Below are 19,402 nucleotides of genomic sequence, written 5' to 3'. Positions count from 1 at the left end.
GGAGGGCTGGCATGTCGCGAAGCCATCCAGGCTCGGTCCGGTTTTCGCTTGAGGGGCGCGCGGCACAAGGCAAGCGCGTTGCCCTCCTGGCTGTCTATGCGCTCGGCGCGTTCGCCATCATCAACCAAGGCCTTGGCGTGACGTTTCTGGCTCCACTCGCCAACGTGTGGGGGGCCTTCGCCATTCTCGCGCTCGCGTGGGCGGCGTTGGTTCGCCGCGCATACGGCATCAAGCCGAGCGAGCCCCCGTGGGCGAGGTACGCTGCGTGGTACGTCCTGTACACGCTTGCGCTCGTGCTCGCAGATCTCAAACACCCCGTCTTGGCGCTGAACGCCTGGACGGTCGACGTGGAGTACATCTTCGTGGGACTGCTTGTGCCCCTCGCCCTGGACCCAGAAGACGCCCTCAAGGTGTTCTATGGCGTGATCGGCATGTCTATGCTGATGGGTGTAGACGGTTGGTTTCAATTTCTCATCAAAGTGCCGATCCCGACCCAATGGTTGGACGTCGGCGAGCACGTCCGGACCCGGGTGTTCTCGGTGATGAAATCGCCCGCCGAGTTCGGTGCGAATCTCGAACTGACGCTGCCCCTCATGCTGGGGCTTGCCGCCGTGGACGCGGACAAGCGCCGACGCTGGGTCTACGTGGCGGGTGCGGCCATTGGCCTCGGCGCGTTGTTCATGACGTACGATCGCGGCTCGTGGCTTGGGCTCTTTGCCTCGGCGTTCCTGGTCTCAGCCGCCTTTGCGCCGCGAATTTTGCCCGCTTGGGCTGGCATCGCTGGCTTGGCGCTGTGCGTGCCGTCGCTGCGCCATCGCGTGTTCGACCTGTTCAACACCGTCTACCTGGTGAAATCGTCGGCGGGAGGGCGCATGGCACTCTGGCAGCAAGCGTTCGACGTGATGTCGCGCAACCCGCTGTTCGGAGCCGGGCTCGGGTACTACGGCGGGTACGTGGCAACATCTCATAGCTTTTCCGCGTTCTCCGACAATTACTATGCCAAGGTGCTTGGCGAGACCGGTATGCTCGGATTGGTGCTCTTCATGGCCATGCACGCGGCCATCGTACGCGATATCATGCATGTCGTGAAGCGAGCGTCTGGAACATCCCGCCTCCTGGCGCTCGGAGGTCTGACGGGACTGACCGCGGTTCTCATTCACAGTTTCGTCGAGAACCTGTTTGAATACAATTACACTGCGAGCTTGTACTATCTGCTGGCGGGGCTCTTGATGACCTGGGGTCGCAGCTTGCCAGAGGCGGATGGCGCGCCAAGCCCCTGGCCGAAAGCGAGGATGTCGGACGCATGACACTCATTTACCTGCTCTGGGATACCTTCTATAATGCGCTGAAACTGGTGACGGGCCTCGTGGCGGTCTACCAAATTGTGCTGTCCATCTACGGCCTGTGGCACCGTCGGCGCACGATCACGCACGCCCCGCAGAAGCGCTTTGCCATCATCATCCCAGCTCACAACGAGGAGTGCGTGATCGGCCCCCTGCTCGAGAGTTTGAAGCGCCAGACGTACCCCAAGCGCCTGTACGACGTCCACGTCATCGCGGACAACTGCACGGACCGCACGGCGGAGCGGGCGCGATCGCACGGCGCCATCGTCCACGTGCGCGAAAACCGCGCGGAGCAAGGCAAGGGGTACGCCATCGAGTGGATGCTGGCTCGCCTGCGGGATATGGATGCCCACTACGACGCGATTGTCATGTTTGACGCCGACAACCTGGTGCACCCGGATTTCCTCGCCATGATGAACGACCACCTGTGCAGTGGGGACCGGGTCATTCAGGGTTACCTGGATACGAAAAACCCGTTTGATTCTTGGATCAGTGTGTCGCTCGCCATCTCGTACTGGTTCGACAACCGGCTATGGCAATACGCGCGCCAGCGCCTCAACCTGCCCTGCACGCTCGGCGGCACGGGCCTGTGCATTGATTATCCGCTCCTGCAGGAGATGGGCTGGAAGGCCACCGGGCTCACCGAGGACCTGGAATTCGGCATCCGATGCGTACGGCGCGGGATCATCCCCGTGTGGGCGCACGATGCGCGCGTCTACGACGAAAAGCCGACCAGCTTCGCCGCGTCGTTCCGCCAACGCCTGCGTTGGCAACAAGGCCACTTCCAGTGCGCTCGGGAGCACCTGCTCCCGATGTTCGTGGAAGGCCTGCGCGAGCGAAATCTCGCCAAGATCGACATGGCGATTTACCTGTTCCAACCCATGCGCTCCATGTTGCTATTCGCGGGCGCGATGATCGTGCTTGGCCTTCACTACCTTTCGCCCGATCCGACCGACGCCGCGACGAATCCCGCGGCACTTGTGGTCACAAACCTGTGGGTGGCGGTGAACGTCATCCTTTTCCTGGAGATTCCGCTCGCCATGCTGCTCGAGCGCGTGAACTGGCGTGCGTACTTCGCCCTGCCGCTGCTTCCGTTCTTTCTCTGGACCTGGGGTCCCGTGACCCTCCAGGCGTACTTCACGCGCAGCAATCGCACGTGGTACCACACGGTGCACAAGCGCGCCATTCGCCTGGATGAACTTCGCGAACGGTGAGGAGGTGGACCGTGGACGACGACCTGCGCGGCCGAGAACCGCAGAAATCGTCCCTTGAGTCGCGCATCGAGTCCGAACTGGCGCTGCTCGCGAAAGATGCGCGGCGCATTCCGCGCGCGCTCTTTTTTGCCGCGCTCGTGCTGATCGGCGTCCTGCTCACGGCGGCTTCCATCTGGATGCACATTGCCCCTTGGTGGGTGCTGGCCTCGTTCTTTGCCGTCCTCGTGGCGCTGCTCGCCGCAGCCATCTGGCAGGAACACGACGTGTGGGCGCGCAGGCTCGCGCTGACCACCATCACCGTGTTGACGCTCTTTCTCATCGTCAGCATTACGCATCTCGTGCACGCCCTGTTTCACGAGAATTTGTCCGACGTCGCGCTCTTTCGCGATGCCCTTCTCCTCTGGGTGACGAACATCTTCGTGTTTGCCGTTTGGTACTGGGAAATCGATCGCGGCGGCCCCATCCGCCGCCACCGCGGCCATCCCGAACCGCCGGACCTCTTATTCCCGCAGATGATGGCCGAGATTCCGGAGTGGGCGGGCTGGCAGCCGACCTTCCTCGACTACCTGTATCTCGCGTTCAACACCAACACGGCCTTCAGTCCCACCGACACCGCCGTGTTGTCCCGACGGATGAAGTTTCTCATGATGATGCAGTCGGCGCTCGCGCTCGTCGTCGTCGCGGTGGTCGCAGGGCGTGCCATTAACATTGGGTAGGCCGGTCACCACGACTAGATTTCAGACACAGAGGATGGACGAGGCGTTTGAGCCGATTTTAAGAACCTTCCCCTATCTTGTTTCTAGGCCGATTGGCCAAACATAGCCGTCAAGGTGGGGGTTACCATGAAGAAGACGATTTTGGCAAGCGTTGCAGCGCTGACGCTCTTGGCTGCGCCGAGCCTCGCGTTTGCGAGCACGGACAAAGCTGCCCACGCCGCTCACGCCACGGTCCACGTGCACAAGACCAAGACGACGTCGGCGCACAAGGCGAAGACGGGTGCAAACCACAAGGCGGTCGCGAAGAAGTCGACCAAGGCACTGCCGAAGAAGACGGTGGCCAAGAAGTCCACGTCGCACAAGACCGCGAGCAAGAGCAGCTCCAAGTCGAAAAAGAAGTGAGCGCAGGGCGCGGCGGCATCGCCGCGCTTTCTCGCATCAAGTCGCCCCGCTCCGGTGCGCAACCAAGGCCCGCCTGGACGCAAACGGCCCGCTCAGACACACCCCGACACCCGCCCAAGCGTGACAAAACGCTGACACCAAGCGTTCCGTTGCCCCGTCGCGCTTTGGGAAGCCCTTGCACTCGGCTAGAATGAGTTGGGGCGGTGAACGGGATGAATCCGCTGTTCGACGAAGCGCGCCGATTTATCGAGACATGCTACCGAGAGCTTGGCAAGGACGACGACGAAATTTCCCGGCGCCTGGATGACGTGCGTCATCAGATTGACCGCGACGGGACGTACGACCACACCTTCGAAGAGCTCGAGCACGGCGCGCGCATGGCCTGGCGCAACAGCAACCGCTGCATCGGGCGCTTATTCTGGCAGACCCTGCAGGTCTTCGACGCCCGGCACCTCCACCGGCCGAAGGCCATGTTCGAGGCACTCTGTGACCACCTCGAGTTTGCCCAAAACGACGGCAAGGTGCGTCCTGCCATCACCGTGTTCGCCCAGGCAACGAATGGCCGCGAGCCGCGGATTTGGAATCATCAACTGGTGCGCTACGCTGGCTACGAGACGGAGAAGGGCGTGGTGGGAGATCCTGCGTCCGTGGCGTTCACTCGCGTCTGCGAGGAGCTCGGCTGGAGAGGCCCCCGCACGCCCTGGGACGTGCTCCCCGTGGTCGTGTCGAACGGCCAAGAGCTTGCGTGGTTCGAACTGCCGCGCGATCTCGTGCTCGAGGTGCCGATCACGCACCCCGAATGCCCCAGGTTCGCCGATTTAGGTCTGCGATGGTACGCCGTCCCCATTCTGTCCGACATGGCACTCGTCATCGGCGGCATCCGCTACTCAGCGGCTCCATTCAACGGGTGGTACATGGTGACCGAAATCGGTGCCCGCAATTTGGCCGATCCGTTCCGTTACAACAAGTTGCCCGAAGTCGCAGATGCCCTCGGACTGGATCGGACCCGCGATGCCACGCTGTGGCGAGATCGTGCACTCGTGGAGTTGAACGTGGCCGTTTTGCATTCCTACCGCGAGCGAGGCGTCACCATCGTCGATCATCACACGGCGGCGCGCCAGTTTGCGTATTTCGAGCAACTGGAACGGGACGCCGGCCGGCGCGTGACCGGCGACTGGAGTTGGCTCATCCCGCCCCTGTCGCCGGCCGCCACGCACATCTTTCACAGCGGCTATGACAACGACTACGTGACGCCCAACTTTGTGCGCCAGCCCTCGCCGTACTCGGCGCCCCCGCTCAAGATCGATCCGTCCATATTTCGCTAGGCGCGATCTCCCCCGCGCCGCAGTTCTTCCATCCGCTCGAGGTTTCCCACCCCAAGCCACGTGCCGAGGTTCATGGCGTCGGACAGCGCGCTCGGCACGACGATCATCGAGGCCTTCTCCTTCAGCCCTTCGTAGAGAATGTTCATCGCGCGAAGTTGCAGAGCAATGGGGTCGCTGTGATACAGCCTGGCGGCCTCGAGAAACGATTCGGCGACCTGGACCTCCGCCTGACCGAGGATGACCCGCGCGTTGCGCTCCCGCTCCGCCTGTGCCGCGCGCGACATGGCGTCCTGCAGGTTGCCAGGAATTTTAATATCGCGGATTTGCACGCTCTGAATCGAAATCCCCCACGGCCCCGTGCGCTCGTCCAACAGCCGCTTCAGCTCCGCATCCATGGCTTCGCGGCTCGACAGCATGTCTTCGAGCATCATTCGGCCGATGAGATCGCGCAGGGCTGTCTGCGCGGCCCAGGCCAGCGAATATTCATAGTCCGCAACCTGAAGCGCCGCCTTCTCCGCGTCCACCACGACCCAAAACAGCACCGCGTCGATGTTGACCGGCACCGTGTCCTTGGTCAGGGTCTGCTCAGCCGTGAACGTCGTCGAACGCACGCGGAGGTCAATCCAGACGGCGACGGTATCCACGATGGGAAGCAGAAAGAACGTCCCTGGCCCGGCAAGTTGCCTGAATCGGCCCAAGCGCAGAACGACCGCCTTCTCCCACTGATTCGCGACGTGGATGGATGCAGACAGGGCCCAACCCACCAGCAGGACGACGATACCAAGCGCGATCCCGAGCACGAGATCAGCCCGCCCCACGCCAACCCCCACGCCGAAGGCGCCCAGCAGAAACACCACGAAAATCAACCGCTGCACACCGGCCACGCGCCGCATGCCCATCTCCCCTTCTCCGGTCTCCACCGGACGACGACGTTCGCGATGTTCGTCGCGCAGGCGCGTCAGGATGGCACAGCCCCCACGAATTGCACGACGCCTGGCGCCTCATGCGCTTGCCATGGAAGAAACGTCCGCTCGATCACGACGGGTGGCATCACCTCGAACCCCTTGTGCTGACCCGCCGCCAGGGCGAGCGCAGGTTCAAAGACGAGACCCTGCTCCACCGTTCCCGGGTGAGGCTCGATCATGTACTCCAGAATCACCGTTTGCCCGGGCTTCACGGTGACCGGCAAAGGGTCACGCTCTAAGGCGCCACGAGGCCCTGGAATCCATGCCCGGACCCCGGCGATCCCGTCGTCTCCGGCCTGCCAGAGGCCGAGGATCCGCACGGGTTCCTTCGTCGCGTCGCGCAGCTTGAGTGCAACCGGATTCTCCCTCATCACAACCGGCTCCTGAATTTCGTCAGAGGCAAACGAGACCGATAGCCAACTGACCGACTGCGGGATGACGCGACAGGTCACGCGCCCATAGGGAAGTATGCGCTTCCATAGCCCCGCATGGACCCGAAACCCTATTCGCTCGTCGCGATAGCTGCGCAAAAACCGAACCGACAGCGTGAGTCTGGACAGCTGATACGAGGCGCCATGCTCAACATCCACTTCATGCGTCAGATCGGATTGAATCACCTCAAAGCTCCCCGCCGGGACCGGGTCGAGATCGAGCGTGTCCGGTGCGGATGGCGCGGACGTCCAGAGGTCGTAGGTCAACAGCACAGGCTTGCCCGTAGCGACGACCGCGTTCACGCGCCATCCCCCCTGGGCCCACCACTCTGCCTCCCGAGTGCGCGGCTCGGCCCGGCGCGTCCAAAGCCACGAACCGACGGCGAACGCTAAAAGCACCACGACGACGACCGCAGCGAGCGCCCCTTCACGACGCTCCCTCATGCCACACGCTCCTCGTTCAAAAAGATCGATGGACTTGGCGTCACGGATGCCGCTGACTTTCAATCATCGTACCCTTCCCGTGTCGCCGTGTCCAGATGGTCCCCCAAGCCGTCCGCGTCACGTTGTCGTAGGGGACCTCACTGCGCCAAGCCGTCACGCAATGGTGTGCGGAAGCCGCGCCAGCTCACGAAGCACGTACTTTACCCGTGGCCGGCCCGCATGCGATCCGGCCCGTGCGGCATATGCACTCAAGCCACGACGCCGCGGCCTCTACTTTGCGCGCAATCCCGGTTTACTCACGGCCATCTCTCGGGCGATCTCGCGCTTCGCGAGATGTGACTCTCTCCTCCCACTTTTGCGGCAGGTTCGCCGTTGGCGAGCCGCAATCAGGCGCAAAGGACTCATGGTCCTGTAGCTGATGTGCTGTGCTTTCGTCACCGACAAGGTCTTGTTCGGCATCGGAATGCGCAGGCTTGTGAGGATGACCTTTACTCTGTCCTTCGCCTTGATCACGCTGACGAATTCCTTGTCTAAAAACGTGGCGCGCACGGCCTTCCAGCGCCTCAGTGCCCGTACAATGGCTTCTCCTGTGAGCCTCCTCCATCGCGCTCTCCCGAACCGCGGCATCCTGACACGCTTTCTCCGGATTGCAGCAGAGGATGTACCGGACGCCCTCGGCCTTTTCGACGTCGTCCACGCTTGTGGCGGGCATCTCGAGGTAGCGCAGGTTGTCTTTCAGTTCATGGTAGGCGTTGACGTCCGCAAACGGTTCCAGCAACGGGTCGCTCACGATGCGCCCGCGCTTGTGGAAGCTGACAAGGTGCCGGAATCCTGCTTCCGCCATCAGGGCCATGTTCTATCCCGTGCCGCGGTCTCCTACCAACACGCACTGCTCGACCGCGAAATCTTTTTTCAGACGTTTCAAGATGTGTGGCACGGTTTGCGCGTTGGACACGTTACCTGCGAACACTTCGTGCGTGATGGGAATGCCCTCGGGGGTCGCTAGGAGCCCAAGGTTCACCAGCTCAAGGTCAGGGCAATGCGTTTGGAAATATCCATGCTCGCCTCAGGGACAGGCGTGACCGTGAAGGTGGGTGCTGGTCAAATCGTACAGAACCAACGACAGCCTGAAGTTCAGCAAGTCTGTCAGTCACCCGTACAACTTGACCTACATTTTCACAAACAAAACGCCCCAAACAACGAAAAAACCGTGCTATAGCGCGGTTCGGACGTTTCGATGAGGCGTTTTACTGCCGGCGGAGATAAACGGGAGAAAATATATGAGACTTCAGTTATCAGGAAGAAGGTAAATGAATAATTCATAACATTTATATTCCCTTTCTGTAGTAAACGATGAATCTCACAAGAAAAACAAACATCAGTACGATACACAAAGCAATCGACACCATCGACATCCACCATATCATGAATAGAGCATGAAACTTTATCCAAGGCACTAAACTCAACAGAATGAATGAAAATACAGTAACTAAAAGCCCTATACCACATCGATAGATGTTGTACATTTGCTGAGATGCTTTCGATCTCATAATGTAAGAGTCAGCCTCCTTATTCTTGCTTTCGGACTTGTTATCCGCGCCACTACCATCTGCACGCAAACTACTACTGGACGACGTCACTGCACCACCCAAGTCACGATATGGTGCGCTGGCAAATCACTAGATATATATGTTTTCTTGTCAACTAAAGCGTGGATTGGACCTTGATTTCTTATAAGATGGATAGACAGAGAAATCCTCTACCTATGAAAATGCATATCCAAGCATAAAGCCCCCCGACGTCATCCCTTGCGCCCGTCGAACCGGGTGTTGCAGAATAACGTCGACGACCAGTTTATTACCTTCGGGATTTAAAACGACTTGCTTCACGTATCGATTTTTAATGCTAACATCCCTATGATTGAGATATGCACCAATCTCGATATTTTGCAAGACAATCCGAAAAATATTGGCACCTATAAAGTGATGGCTAATGACTACATCGCTATATATAAACTTAGGTGTAGTAATGATAAGAAAGCCATTGCTCCCCTCTGATATAACGTTTTCGATAGACACCGGTACCGTTTTGGTGATAGACAAAAACTCCCCATCTTTAACAAGGCGGATGTTCATGATTTCTAAAATACGGGTCATATCGACTAACTTAATAAAAGTTGTCGATTTATGTCCCCAAGGATCTGTCGCAACCTCCGCCTTACATTCGTAAGCTCTCTTTCCTTGAATAAACACGCTTAAGTCGGAAGTAGGGTTACGTTGTTCTGTATCAGCCGCTGATAATTCATAATCGGTGTCGAAGAGCCACTGCCCATCATGCCATTCGCTACGGACACCGAGAGCAATACGCAGAGCTTTACTCACATACCAAAGTGGTATCCATTCAATTGACCTTTGAATCATGCATGGCATCGGTATCGCATACGTCCCGTTAATAAACAATGTTGTTGTCGAGGTCATTGTATCCTTGGCTTGGGATTTGGCATAAACATAAGCAGGATGAAAATAATAAAAAAGTAAAATAAGAAACAATAAAACAAACGCAATCTTTTGGTTCCGTCTGAGCGCCATTCAGTTCGTTACCCTCCTTTTTTTGAATAGATACAATTCTACCTTAATGAAATTTTGGAGAAGCGCGTTTCTCCTACGAGACACGGCACCTTGCGTTTGATGCACACTTGTCACTCTCGCTCCATCCCCTTCGATTTGATGTGCTTAGTCTTCACGAAGAAGACGCATCAGTGCCTCTCACTGTGACACCTATATTCTTCAATACCGGCTTTAAAATATTGCAAAGAGCAACATTTGGAATCCTGTGGATACGCAAATTTGATGGGCGAGGCGGCGACCTGTGCGCAAGCGTACCCCAGGCACATCACTCGAAAGATTGGGCGAAAGGGGCTTTAGGATTGTCGTAGGCCTCCGGACTCGATATACCGCCGCGATGCCGCACATGCGACCGAACAGGCCTGTCGATAGTTCGACAAGCCACGCCGCAATAGGATCCTACACCCACGACTATACGTGCTATGTCCAACTGTCGAAGTCAGGTGAGAGTCATGCAGGGTTTCGTTTCGAAGTCGGCGAAGCCAGTACCGGAGCTGATGGGGTTTCAGACCGTGCTCAGCGCAGAACTGGCTGGCGGATAGGCCGCTGTCGTAGAAGGCGGCGATACGTTCGCGCCAAAGTTCACGGTGCTCCGGGTGAGACATGTGCTCCCGCATACAAGAACCCTCCCGTGGCTTGATGAGGATATTTTCAAGCGACGAGAGGGTGAACGCCATGTGGGGTTGGGTTTACGCTTACGTTTGTCGAACCTACACGTTGGACTTCGCCCCCTTAGAAATGGTTTGGTGGATACCATTGTCTTTTTCTCAAGTTGGGGTGAAGTCCTTCTTTATGCTCGAAAACCCTTGCTACACAAGGGCTCGTGATTCTGCAAAACGCTCATCTATTTGCAAGGTGGAACCCCCCGCTCACTCGGATTTCTTTCCAAATCGATTCAGCATGCCCTCAAGATATTCCTTGGACTTGCCCCGTGGAATGGTCAGCGTCTCCCAATCCGATGACCTGATTTGCTTGGCTAGGTAGACAATCTGACCCGTATGGTACGAGAGGTGATACACCTGCCGCTCAATTGCTTGGATAACAGAGTGCGGTTCCGCACGGATGGTCACAGTCTTCAGCAGGTCCGCCGGTTCGAGAGAGCCAACCGCCTGAAATAGTTTCTCCCATCCCGCTTCCCAAGCTGCCATCATCTCTTCACGGGATGCATACCCGCCTTCAAACTCTTCATCCCGATTGCGGGTTGGCTTCTCGCCGTCTGTCGTGAGAAAGTCCGTCCATCTCGACATCATGTTGCCGGCCATGTGTTTCACGATGCGTGCCACGCTGTTCGACTCATCAGTGGGAGTCCAATGCAATTCCTCCAAGTTAAGTTGCTCCATCGCCCGCTCAGAAGTTCTCTTCATAATCCGGAAATTCTCCAGCGCACAGTTCAGATACACACGTCCTAGTTCCACCTGTCCCGCCCCTTTCTACGTCACTGGTTCGAACGGATTCTTTGCCACACGTTACACTTATTCAAAAACATCTCACATGCGCTTTATACAGAAAACCACAAACCTGATTCCAGCAACACACACAATCACGATGCAGACAGCAAGGGATGTACAAGTGATCACCATTATATACCATCTCGCATGTTGATAAATCCAGGGAAATGAATCTAAAATCCAAAATAAAAGTCCGGTAACGATCATTGCAATTCCTGTTTTATACATAATGTCGAGTTGTTTTGCTGCTTTCTTCACAACTCTCGATCCTTTCTTTCCTGAGATGAACACAACGTATTTGCAGCAGCCGTATGGCTCGATGCGTACCGGTCCTCGACAACACCGAAGGGTCTCATGCGGATTCCCCGTCACCCCCCTGACGCGATCCCTAGTTACGAAATGTTCTCACAACGTCAAGCAGGAAATCCATTGACGGATGGAGAATCCTCCACGCTCATGCGGTCACTCTCCCGGTGTCGAACTCCCCTCACCACCACCCCACTTGCCTCGCACGATGCACCACTGCGGTGCTGACGCTGCCCATAAGGACGCGATCGAGCCCCGTTCGTCCATGAATGCCAAGGACAAGGAAATCCGCATCCACCGCGTTCGCCACTTCCACGCTCACATCTGCAGGCCCGCGGTACTCCTCGCGAAACACCACGCACCGCACAGGGCTGAAAACGTGCCAGCACCTCTTCCCGAAGCTCATAGCCAATGACGGACTCCTGCGCGGTGGACCGGATTCAAGGTATTCACGTGGAGATGGAAGCGACATCCGCATACACGCACCCTTCGGTAAGATTTCGAGATGAGCGATTCAGACCCCTTTCGATTAGATTTTAGACGAGTGACTTCGAGGGCTTGACATGTGTGCGAGAGCCCACTATAATCATCATCGTGACTCGCTTTTGAAGCCATGTCGAGATGGCGGAATTGGCAGACGCGCACGTTTGAGGGGCGTGTGGGGTAACCCGTGCGGGTTCAAGTCCCGCTCTCGACACCAGACAGCTCGATGAAAGAAAGGGTTCGGATGAATTCCGAACCCTTTCTTTCGTATCTCATGTCATCGATTTTCATCGATGCGGCGAGCGTGGGCAAGCGCCCCCCGTCCCGCGACGACTGGAGGTCAGGTCATGCCGACCGAGCGGCAACAGCGACTTCTGCACATGCTTCAGCAGGCTGAGACCCCCATCCCTGGGCAAGCCCTCGCCGAGGCGCTCGGCGTGACGCGCCAGGTCATTGTGCACGAAATTGCCCTGCTACGGGCGGCCGGGGAGCCCATCTATGCCACGCCCAAGGGCTACTGGCTGAACCGCGCCTCGTCTGGGCGAGAAACCGTGCTCGCCGTCTCCCACACGCCAGAGCAGACCAAGGACGAGCTCTACGCCCTGGTCGATCACGGCGTTCGCGTGCTCGACGTGCGCGTCGAACACGCGCTTTACGGCGAGATCGTCGGTCAGCTGCTCATCACGTCGAGGCGCGACGTCGACGTCTTCCTCGAAAAGGTGGAGAGCGAGCGAGCGACACTCCTCTCCAGCTTGACGGGCGGCTTCCATTACCATCGGGTACAGTACGACCGGGAGGACCAGCTGGCGGAGGCGTGCGAGGCCTTGCGCAAGGCGGGGATCCAAGTGATCACCGACGAACCCTCGAACCAAGGCCCCGTTTGACGTCTACGAGTTCGTCGGCAAGCGCCAAGCGGGGTCGCCGCCGTAGATTTTTTTGTACAGATCGTAGTTGTAGAAGACGCGATCGACGAAGTGGCGCGTCTCGCCCACGGGGATTTCGTCGATGTCTCGCAGCTCGCCGTTCCATACCCCGTCTTTCAGCCACTGCGACACGCGCCTCGGGCCCGCGTTGTACGCCGCCACAGCCGCCACGACATTCCCGTGGAAGTCATCGATCAAGCTCTTCACGTACCAACTCCCAATCAGGATGTTGTACTCTGGGCTCGCCAGCTTCTTCGCGTCCTTCGGGAGCTTGCGAAGCGCGCCGCCCGATCCCGACGTCTGGTTGCGAAGCATCTCGGCGATCCACTCGGCGGTCTGGGGCATGAGCTGCATCAGCCCGACGGCGCCCGCATGAGACACGTCCTGCGTGCGAAACTTACTCTCCACCCGAATGATGCTTGCAATGAGCAGCGGATCCACGTCCGCGAACCGCGCCGACTGCTGAATCTGCGCCTGATACTCGATCGGATACATGAGGCGCCAGAAGCCGTTGGTCGAAATGGTCACCAGCACGGCGATAAGCAAGATGCCGGCCACCAACTGACGGAGACTCAGGGAGAAGAAAAACGGCCGCTTCGGCTTGCTGCCCGAAGTTTTTGCCATAGCGCCTGCACCTGCTCTCGCGTGGATTCGAGCGATCCGTCGTTTTCAATCACGTACGTCGCCACAGCCCGCTTTTCGTCGATGGGCATCTGCGCCCGTATGCGCCGCATCGCTTCCTCTTCGGTCAGGCCGTCGCGCTCCATCACCCGCCGCAGTTGGGTTGCCGGGCTCGCGTAGACGACGACGATCTCGTCCACAAATCGCTTCGCCGTGCCCTCAAGGAGCAACGGCACGTCCCACACGACCGGCTCGCCCGGATGCTCGCGCCAGTAATCCATGGTCTCTTGCCACATGCCCTGCTGCACGCGCGGGTGCACGATGCGGTTCAAGGTCAGCCGCTTCTCCTCGTCCTGAAACACCACGGCGCCGAGCTTTTTTCGATCGAGCGATCCGTCCGGCTGCAACACACCTTCCCCGAACGCGGCGACGATTTCGCGCAGCCCTTCGCTTCCGGGCTCCACCACACGCCGCGCCCACACGTCGGCGTCCACGACAAAGGCGCCGAGATCGCGCAACATCTGCGAAACTGTGCTCTTCCCCGTGCCGATACCGCCCGTCAAACCGATGATTTTCCCTTTCACGCCTCCACCCCCGTTGTCACGCGACCACAGGCCGTGAATGGCTGACACGCAGGGCACACGTGCGTGCCGCGCCCCGCCACGCGGAGCTTTTCAATCGCTCGTCCGCACCGCACACACGGCTGTCCTGCGCGGCCATAGACGGCCAGGCGAATTTGGAAACCTCCATGCCGGCCGTATCCGTCCCGAAACGACCTCACGGACGATCCGCCCTCGCGAATGGCGCGATCGAGCACATCGCGAATCTCACGAAGGAGGCGGTCGTACTGGTCGGGGCTCAGCGCGCCGGCGGGCGTCATGGGGTGAATTCCCGCGGCAAACAGCGCTTCGTCCACGTAGATATTTCCAAGCCCCGCCAGGTACCGCTGATCCAGCAGCAGGCTTTTCACAGGTACCCCGCGATGGTGCCACCGCTCATACAGGGTCGATCCGTCGAGCGATGGGTCGAACGGCTCAGGGCCGAGTTCAGCAAGCCCGCGCGGCAGCGGCTCACCGGCGGCGATAGCGTCCATCGTCCCGAATTGGCGCACATCCGCGTAACGGAGCTCTCGACCGGACCCGAGCCGAAATACGACGTGCGTGTGGGGCAGCTCGGGCTCGTCGGGATCGGCCACCATGTAGCGGCCCTCCATGCGGAGGTGCGAGACGAGCAAGACCGTCTCCAGTTGAAAGAGCAGGTACTTGCCCCGCCGTCCCACGCGCTGAATGGTTTGCCGCCGCACGCGTTCAGCAAAGGCCTGGACGCCGGGGTAACGCACAATGCGCGGGAGGCGGACCTCCACGTCGCAGATCTCATCGCCCTCCAGGCGTTCCGCAAGGTGACGGCGAACCGTCTCCACCTCGGGTAGCTCCGGCACGTCCCATCCCTCCTCACTTCGCGTCGTACCACGTCGGCCCATAGGCGGTATCCACCTTCAATGGCACGGACAAGGTCATGGCGTTTTCCATGTTGTCGCGGACCAACACCTCAAGCGCTGCCAGTTCGTCCTTTGGACATTCGAAAATCAGCTCGTCGTGCACCTGCAACAACATGCGCGCGTCCATCTGCGCCTCGCGCATCGCCCGATCAATGCGCACCATGGCCAGTTTGATGAGGTCCGCCGCGCTTCCCTGGATGGGCGTGTTCATGGCCGTGCGCTCCCCAAAACTCCGAAGCTGATAGTTTCGGCTGTGAATGTCCGGGAGGTAGCGCCGACGATTCATAAGCGTCGTCACGAACCCGCGCTCCCGCGCCTGCTTGACGATCTCGTCCATATAACGCTTGACGCCGGGAAACTTCTCGAAATATCCCTCGATAAACCGCTTTGCATCCTTCTGCGGGATGTTCAAGTTTTGGGCGAGCCCGAAGTCGCTGATGCCGTAGACAATGCCGAAATTCACCGCCTTCGCCTGGCGGCGCATCAGGCTGGTCACCTCTTCCGGGGACACTTCGAACACATCCGCCGCCGTGCGTGTGTGAATGTCCATGTCCCGGCGAAACGCGTCGATGAGCGCCTCGTCTCCCGAGAGATGTGCCAAGATGCGCAGTTCAATCTGAGAGTAATCGGCGGCGAAGATCACCCAGTCCTTGTAGGTGGGTTCAAACACCTGGCGCAGCCTGCGGCCCTCCTCCAGCCGAATCGGGATGTTTTGGAGATTGGGCTCACTGCTCGACAGCCGCCCCGTCGCCGTGAGCGTCTGGTGGAACCGCGTGTGCACGCGCCCCGTTTCTTTTCGAATGACTTTGAGCAGCCCCTCGACGTAAGTAGACTGCAGCTTCGCCAAGAGCCGGTAGTCCAAAATCTTTTGTACGATCTCGTGCATGGGCGCCAGCTTTTCAAGCACATCGGCGCTCGTGGAATAACCCGTCTTCGTCTTCTTCATTGCGGGCAGCCCAAGCTTATCAAACAGGATTTCGCCCAGCTGTTTCGGCGAGTTCAGATTAAACGACGTGCCCGCGAGGCTGTAAATCTCTTGAGTAATGCGGTCAAGGCGTTCCCCCAGCTCCTTGCCGAAGGCCACGAGCTTTTCCCGGTTCACGTAAAAACCGGTGATCTCCATCTTCGCCAAGACGAAGGCGAGCGGGAGTTCGACCTCCTGGTACAGGCGCTCCATGTCCTGCATGCGGATGGTGTACGCGAGCGCCTCGAAGAGCGGCGGGAGCTGCGACGCCGTGTACGCGAGCCACTTCTCGCGCTCATCTTCCGCGAAGCGAGGGAGCTCCTGTCCGCGCTCCCGTGCGAACACGTCGGCGAGCTCGACATCGCCGTCTTGAGGATGGAGCAAATACGCAGCGAGCTTCACATCGTGCCACGCACATTCGGGCGTGAGCCCAATGCCGTGCGCATCCAGGGCAAACGCCATGGATTTCAGGTCAAAGACGACCTTGGTCCGATCCGACACGAGCCACGGCCGCACGTCGCTCAGCTCGAGCCGCTCACCAAAGCGGACGTAGAACGCCTGCTTCGGTGTGGCGACCGCCATGCCGCGGATCTCGGCTCGGTGATAGTCCGGGTCGGCCAGATCCAACATCACGCCGACCGGCTCCGCGAGCGACGACACGGTACGTTGCCAGGTACTCGCGTCCTCAATCACATCGTATTGAAAGTCCGCCCAGTCCCCGGCTGATGGCACCGCATCGTTCTTGCCGGCGACTGCCGTCGAATCGTGGCTCATTTCCTCGGAAATTTTGTCGACCAGCGAACGGAAGTCGAGTTCCCGGAACCAGGCGATAGCTCGCGCAGGATCGGGCCCCTCGTAGCGCAGCGCGTCGAGATCGACGTCGATGGGCACATCGCACGCGATGGTGGCGAGCCGTTTCGAGAGGAACGCATCCTCGCGATGCAGCTCGAGCTTCTCCCTCAGCTTTTGGCCCGCGACCTCGTCCAAGTGCTCGTAGACGCCTTCCACGGTCTCAAAGGACGAGAGCAGCTTCAGGGCGGTCTTTTCGCCGACGCCGGGAACGCCGGGAATGTTATCGGACGGATCGCCCATGAGGCCCTTGAGATCGATGACCTGAAGGGGCTTGAGACCGGGGTATCGCCGCGCGACGGCCTGCACGTCAAAATGCTCCATCTCGGTGATACCCTTGCGCGTCAGCAGCACATGAATGCGATCGTCGACGAGCTGTAGCAGATCCTTGTCGCCCGAGACGACGCGAACGTCGAAGCCCGCCTCCGCGGCACGCCTCGCGAGGGTACCGATGACATCGTCCGCCTCGTATTGGTCCACTTCGATCATGGGGATGGCGAGGGCCTCCAGCGTGCGGCGGGCCAAGGGAAACTGCTGGACGAGTTCATCCGGCGTCTCTTGGCGCGTGCCCTTGTAGGCCGCGTAGTCTGCATGGCGAAACGTGGTTTTCGATTTATCGAATGCGACCGCCAGGTGCGTCGGCTTCTCGTCCGACAGGAGCCGCAAAATCATGGTCGTAAATCCATACACTGCGTTTGTCGGCGTGCCGTCTTGCGCAGACAGCGGTGGAAGCGCGAAGAAAGCGCGATACAAGATGCTGTTTCCGTCGATCAACACGAGCTTTGATGCTGGCATAGGCCACCCCATACTTCGCGCCCGAGGGCGCGCTTTTGTCCCGCTTCATTCTATCACATTCCCTGCGTCGACCCGCGTCGTCTTATGGCGACACGCCCGGTTTCGCAAGGAGAATGGATTGACGAATTTGCGTGAATTGATTAAACTGAAGATCAAATTCATCGCACAAAGGCTGTGAAGGAGAGAGTACATCTTCCGGTGAGGTGCAGAGAGCCAGTGGCTGGTGTGAACTGGTCCGAGCCGAGGATGGAAGTTCACTCTGGAGCCGCCTGGTGAAACGGATTCGCTCCAGCGGCGCGTCGTGCACGGCGCGCTCGGAGCTGAGCGCCGCAAGTAGCCAGCGCCGGCAGGCATCCTGCCGTTATCGCAATGAAGTGGAAGGCGGCGCAAGGCGTCGCCGGCGCAGGGTGGTACCGCGAGCCAAGCTCGCCCCTCAGGGGCGGGCTTTTTGTATGGCACCGGTCACCCGGTTGCGCCGCTCGGCGCGGTTTCGCCTTCTTTGAATCAGGGTGGTACCGCGGGCAACGCTCGCCCCTATGGGGGCGGGCGCTTTTGTTTTTCCAAGCCCGCAACCCGTTACCGACCACAGTGCAAGGGAGGACTGGCTATGGGACGCCTCGTCGACGAGGAACTTCGCGACCTGCGCAACACCATCGATCACATCGACGAACACGTACTGCGGCTTCTCGCTCGCAGGTTGGCATTGGCGGAGGAGATCGCCAAGCGCAAGGCGGTTCACGGTGAGCCGGTGGTTCAGCCGGATCGCGCTCAACAGGTGCGAACGCGTTATCTCCAGCTGGGCGTCCAATGGGGCCTTCGCCCGTCGTTCCTGGAAGCGTTGTGGGAACTTCTGCACAGCGAATCGTGCCATCGCCAGTCAGACGTCCTCCGCCGCCTCCAACGCCACGTGCCCGGCTGATGCGCAAAGAGGCCAAGGGCCTCAGGCCCTCAGCCTCTTCGCGCCACGCCTCGCGATGCATGGGTGTGTTCACAGGGTGTATCGGCGCACGGTGCGCCGGTGAATCCTTTCGCTCGCGCGTTCAGGCCGTCCGCTCCATGCTGGCCCTGGCGCCTGCTGCGCCCGTGTTCGCGCAGGCCTTCGCGGGCGCCGGATCACGCCAAGACGGAGATGAGCCGCCTGACCGACGCCGCCGACTTGTCGAGTGCGGCCTTCTCCTCCGGCAGGAGGTCGAGCTCCAACACGCGCTCGATCCCGCCCTTGCCGAGCACCGTCGGCACCCCGAGCGTGAGGTCCTGATAGCCGTACTCACCCTCGAGGTATGCGATGGCAGGCAACACGCGCCGCTTGTCCTTGAGAATCGACTCCGCCATCTGCAGGAGCGAGGCCGCCGGCGCGTAATACGCGCTCGCGTTGCCCATCAGGCTGACGATCTCGCCGCCGCCGTTTCGGGTGCGCTCGACAATGGCATCGATGCGCTCCTTCGGCAACAGCTTTTCGAGCGGGACGCCACCGACGTTCGCGTAGCGGACGAGCGGCACCATGTCGTCTCCGTGGACACCGAGCACAAAGCCGTGCACGTCCTCCACGGACACGCCGAGCTCCATCGCGACAAAGGTGTTGAAGCGAGCCGTGTCCAGCACGCCTGCCTGGCCAATGACGCGCTCTTTCGGCAAACCGCTCGTCTTGAACGCCACGTACGTCATGGCATCTACTGGGTTGGAGAGGATGATGAGGCAGGCGTCTGGCGAATACCTGACGACCTGTTCGGTGACCGACTTCACGATGTTCGCGTTGGTATTGACGAGATCGTCCCGGCTCATCCCCGGCTTGCGCGGAAGCCCGGCGGTGATGATGACCAAGTCCGATCCGGCCGTGTCCTCGTAGTTGGAGGTCCCGACGACGTGCGCATCGCTTCCGATGACAGGCATGGCCTCGAGCATGTCGAGCGCCTTGCCCTTGGTGGGATTCTCGAGCGACGGGATGTCCAGCAGAACGACGTCGCCCAGCTCCTTGGCCGCCAACAGAAAGGCCGTGGTGGCGCCCGTGAATCCCGCGCCAATCACCGAAATCTTCTTCCTCTCCAACATGC

At 59.5% G+C, this 19,402-nt stretch carries 18 protein-coding genes, 1 tRNA gene and 1 pseudogene; 8 read left to right on the top strand and 12 right to left on the bottom strand.

Going from position 1 to position 19,402, the window contains the following annotated elements:
- Positions 1–11 precede the first annotated feature (11 nt).
- The 5 genes from BW934_RS01695 (at position 12) to BW934_RS01675 (ending at position 5,000) form a co-directional block, all read left to right on the top strand.
- Entirely contained in the window at positions 12–1,307 is a 1,296-nt protein-coding gene (locus tag BW934_RS01695) for an O-antigen ligase family protein (protein WP_076344405.1), read from the top strand.
- The gene (locus tag BW934_RS01690; RefSeq protein ID WP_076344403.1) at positions 1,304–2,557 is read left to right on the top strand and encodes a glycosyltransferase family 2 protein; all 1,254 of its coding nucleotides are present in this window, start codon (positions 1,304–1,306) and stop codon (positions 2,555–2,557) included. Before BW934_RS01695 ends, BW934_RS01690 begins: the two co-directional genes overlap by 4 nt.
- Positions 2,558–2,568: 11 nt before the next feature.
- Positions 2,569–3,273, top strand: a complete 705-nt coding sequence (locus tag BW934_RS01685; RefSeq protein ID WP_076344400.1) for a DUF1345 domain-containing protein — start codon at positions 2,569–2,571, stop codon at positions 3,271–3,273.
- A gap of 126 nt (positions 3,274–3,399) precedes the next feature.
- On the top strand, positions 3,400–3,675 hold the full coding sequence (locus tag BW934_RS01680; RefSeq protein ID WP_076344398.1) for a hypothetical protein: 276 nt from the start codon (positions 3,400–3,402) through the stop codon (positions 3,673–3,675).
- A gap of 212 nt (positions 3,676–3,887) precedes the next feature.
- Positions 3,888–5,000: a nitric oxide synthase oxygenase gene (locus BW934_RS01675; protein WP_076344696.1), complete on the top strand. Its 1,113-nt coding sequence runs from the start codon at positions 3,888–3,890 to the stop codon at positions 4,998–5,000.
- Here the strand turns inward: BW934_RS01675 and BW934_RS01670 are convergent.
- The 7 genes and pseudogenes from BW934_RS01670 to BW934_RS14690 form a co-directional block, all read right to left on the bottom strand.
- Positions 4,997–5,893 carry a slipin family protein gene (locus tag BW934_RS01670; protein WP_076344396.1) on the bottom strand — a complete coding sequence of 299 codons (897 nt, stop codon included), beginning with the start codon at positions 5,891–5,893 and terminating at the stop codon, positions 4,997–4,999. The genes BW934_RS01675 and BW934_RS01670 overlap by 4 nt on opposite strands.
- A 65-nt stretch (positions 5,894–5,958) precedes the next feature.
- Positions 5,959–6,840, bottom strand: a complete 882-nt coding sequence (locus BW934_RS01665) for a hypothetical protein (RefSeq protein WP_076344394.1) — start codon at positions 6,838–6,840, stop codon at positions 5,959–5,961.
- Between the two features lie 592 nt (positions 6,841–7,432).
- A pseudogene (locus BW934_RS15550) lies at positions 7,433–7,990 on the bottom strand (IS1634 family transposase); the annotation flags it as partial.
- A gap of 613 nt (positions 7,991–8,603) precedes the next feature.
- The gene (locus BW934_RS01650; RefSeq protein ID WP_076344388.1) at positions 8,604–9,428 is read right to left on the bottom strand and encodes a hypothetical protein; all 825 of its coding nucleotides are present in this window, start codon (positions 9,426–9,428) and stop codon (positions 8,604–8,606) included.
- 332 nt (positions 9,429–9,760) lie between these two features.
- Positions 9,761–10,069, bottom strand: a complete 309-nt coding sequence (tnpA, locus tag BW934_RS15425) for an IS66 family insertion sequence element accessory protein TnpA (protein ID WP_407639941.1) — start codon at positions 10,067–10,069, stop codon at positions 9,761–9,763.
- Positions 10,070–10,333: 264 nt separating this feature from the next.
- A complete protein-coding gene (locus tag BW934_RS01640; protein WP_076344386.1) occupies positions 10,334–10,879 on the bottom strand; it encodes a DUF1572 family protein in 546 nt (181 codons plus the stop codon).
- Positions 10,880–11,399: 520 nt separating this feature from the next.
- Positions 11,400–11,624: a universal stress protein gene (locus tag BW934_RS14690; protein WP_200805703.1), complete on the bottom strand. Its 225-nt coding sequence runs from the start codon at positions 11,622–11,624 to the stop codon at positions 11,400–11,402.
- A 209-nt stretch (positions 11,625–11,833) separates the two neighbouring features.
- Here BW934_RS14690 and BW934_RS01630 point away from each other — a divergent pair.
- A tRNA-Leu gene (locus BW934_RS01630) sits at positions 11,834–11,918 on the top strand.
- Between the two features lie 130 nt (positions 11,919–12,048).
- Positions 12,049–12,585: a transcription repressor NadR gene (locus BW934_RS01625; RefSeq protein ID WP_076344384.1), complete on the top strand. Its 537-nt coding sequence runs from the start codon at positions 12,049–12,051 to the stop codon at positions 12,583–12,585.
- 3 nt (positions 12,586–12,588) lie between these two features.
- On the opposite strand, the gene BW934_RS01620 is transcribed toward BW934_RS01625, so the two are convergent.
- The 4 genes from BW934_RS01620 to polA are packed head-to-tail and all read right to left on the bottom strand — an operon-like array spanning position 12,589 to position 17,351.
- The gene (locus BW934_RS01620; protein ID WP_076344382.1) at positions 12,589–13,248 is read right to left on the bottom strand and encodes a lytic transglycosylase domain-containing protein; all 660 of its coding nucleotides are present in this window, start codon (positions 13,246–13,248) and stop codon (positions 12,589–12,591) included.
- Positions 13,197–13,829 (bottom strand): dephospho-CoA kinase, encoded by a 633-nt coding sequence (gene coaE, locus BW934_RS01615; protein ID WP_076344380.1) that lies wholly within the window; start codon positions 13,827–13,829, stop codon positions 13,197–13,199. The genes BW934_RS01620 and coaE overlap by 52 nt, the downstream gene beginning before the upstream one ends.
- Entirely contained in the window at positions 13,826–14,683 is an 858-nt protein-coding gene (gene mutM / locus BW934_RS01610; RefSeq protein ID WP_076344378.1) for a bifunctional DNA-formamidopyrimidine glycosylase/DNA-(apurinic or apyrimidinic site) lyase, read from the bottom strand. Before mutM ends, coaE begins: the two co-directional genes overlap by 4 nt.
- A gap of 13 nt (positions 14,684–14,696) precedes the next feature.
- Positions 14,697–17,351, bottom strand: a complete 2,655-nt coding sequence (polA, locus tag BW934_RS01605) for a DNA polymerase I (protein WP_076344376.1) — start codon at positions 17,349–17,351, stop codon at positions 14,697–14,699.
- Between the two features lie 607 nt (positions 17,352–17,958).
- On the opposite strand from polA, the gene BW934_RS01600 reads away from it, so the two are divergent.
- On the top strand, positions 17,959–18,270 hold the full coding sequence (locus BW934_RS01600; protein WP_076344374.1) for a chorismate mutase: 312 nt from the start codon (positions 17,959–17,961) through the stop codon (positions 18,268–18,270).
- A gap of 194 nt (positions 18,271–18,464) precedes the next feature.
- On the opposite strand, the gene mdh is transcribed toward BW934_RS01600, so the two are convergent.
- Complete coding sequence (gene mdh, locus BW934_RS01595) at positions 18,465–19,400, bottom strand: malate dehydrogenase (RefSeq protein WP_076344372.1); 936 nt, start codon at positions 19,398–19,400, stop codon at positions 18,465–18,467.
- Positions 19,401–19,402: the final 2 nt, after the last annotated feature.

The organism is Alicyclobacillus vulcanalis (assembly GCF_900156755.1).
In the GTDB taxonomy this organism is placed as follows: Bacteria; Bacillota; Bacilli; order Alicyclobacillales; family Alicyclobacillaceae; genus Alicyclobacillus; species Alicyclobacillus vulcanalis.
The sequence above is the reverse complement of the archived record's forward strand: the minus strand, read 5'-3'. Positions and strand labels throughout refer to the sequence as shown.

What these genes read in the sequence shown, in the direction of transcription:
- BW934_RS01695 (WP_076344405.1), top strand. Translation starts at nt 12, where the DNA reads ATGTCGCGAAGCCATCCAGGCTCGGTCCGGTTTTCGCTTGAGGGGCGC.
- BW934_RS01690 (WP_076344403.1), top strand. Translation starts at nt 1,304, where the DNA reads ATGACACTCATTTACCTGCTCTGGGATACCTTCTATAATGCGCTGAAA.
- BW934_RS01680 (WP_076344398.1), top strand. Translation starts at nt 3,400, where the DNA reads ATGAAGAAGACGATTTTGGCAAGCGTTGCAGCGCTGACGCTCTTGGCT.
- BW934_RS01675 (WP_076344696.1), top strand. Translation starts at nt 3,888, where the DNA reads ATGAATCCGCTGTTCGACGAAGCGCGCCGATTTATCGAGACATGCTAC.
- BW934_RS01670 (WP_076344396.1), bottom strand. Translation starts at nt 5,893, where the DNA reads ATGCGGCGCGTGGCCGGTGTGCAGCGGTTGATTTTCGTGGTGTTTCTG.
- BW934_RS01665 (WP_076344394.1), bottom strand. Translation starts at nt 6,840, where the DNA reads ATGAGGGAGCGTCGTGAAGGGGCGCTCGCTGCGGTCGTCGTCGTGGTG.
- BW934_RS01650 (WP_076344388.1), bottom strand. Translation starts at nt 9,428, where the DNA reads ATGGCGCTCAGACGGAACCAAAAGATTGCGTTTGTTTTATTGTTTCTT.
- tnpA (WP_407639941.1), bottom strand. Translation starts at nt 10,069, where the DNA reads ATGTCTCACCCGGAGCACCGTGAACTTTGGCGCGAACGTATCGCCGCC.
- BW934_RS14690 (WP_200805703.1), bottom strand. Translation starts at nt 11,624, where the DNA reads ATGAGCTTCGGGAAGAGGTGCTGGCACGTTTTCAGCCCTGTGCGGTGC.
- BW934_RS01625 (WP_076344384.1), top strand. Translation starts at nt 12,049, where the DNA reads ATGCCGACCGAGCGGCAACAGCGACTTCTGCACATGCTTCAGCAGGCT.
- BW934_RS01620 (WP_076344382.1), bottom strand. Translation starts at nt 13,248, where the DNA reads ATGGCAAAAACTTCGGGCAGCAAGCCGAAGCGGCCGTTTTTCTTCTCC.
- polA (WP_076344376.1), bottom strand. Translation starts at nt 17,351, where the DNA reads ATGCCAGCATCAAAGCTCGTGTTGATCGACGGAAACAGCATCTTGTAT.
- BW934_RS01600 (WP_076344374.1), top strand. Translation starts at nt 17,959, where the DNA reads ATGGGACGCCTCGTCGACGAGGAACTTCGCGACCTGCGCAACACCATC.
- mdh (WP_076344372.1), bottom strand. Translation starts at nt 19,400, where the DNA reads ATGTTGGAGAGGAAGAAGATTTCGGTGATTGGCGCGGGATTCACGGGC.